Raw genomic sequence first — 292 nt, 5'->3', positions numbered from 1 at the left:
CCAGCATTTCCTGAAAGCTGAAGTGGCCGGTGGTGGCGCGGAAGTAGATCATCGACGCCATCAGCACGCAGCCGACCCCCAGCGTGGTGGTCTTGCTGGGGCCGTGCAGGCGCATGTAGAAGTCCTTGAGGTGCGTCAGTCCCAGAGAGCCGATGAAGGCAAACAGGCCGCCGGCAACCAGGAAGAAGGCGATCACGCCTTCGAGGACAGGATAGAACCAGGTGGGCATGGGGAGTCTCCGCTCAGGTCATTCGATGATGTCGCCGCGCAGCAGGTACTTGCAGACTGCCAC

General features: G+C 61.6%; 1 protein-coding gene. It reads right to left on the bottom strand.

Annotated features, from left to right (window positions below; all coding sequences use genetic code 11):
- A partial coding sequence (locus R0J88_RS19495) for a monovalent cation/H(+) antiporter subunit G (protein ID WP_410900797.1) occupies positions 1-229 on the bottom strand: 229 nt, incomplete at its 3' end.
- Positions 230-292 lie beyond the last annotated feature (63 nt).

It is taken from the genome of Pseudoalteromonas sp. SIMBA_162 (genome assembly GCF_046535955.1).
GTDB lineage: Bacteria > Pseudomonadota > Gammaproteobacteria > Enterobacterales > Alteromonadaceae > Pseudoalteromonas > Pseudoalteromonas marina.
Note: the sequence above shows the minus strand (reverse complement) of the source record. Positions and strands in the feature narration are given on the sequence as shown.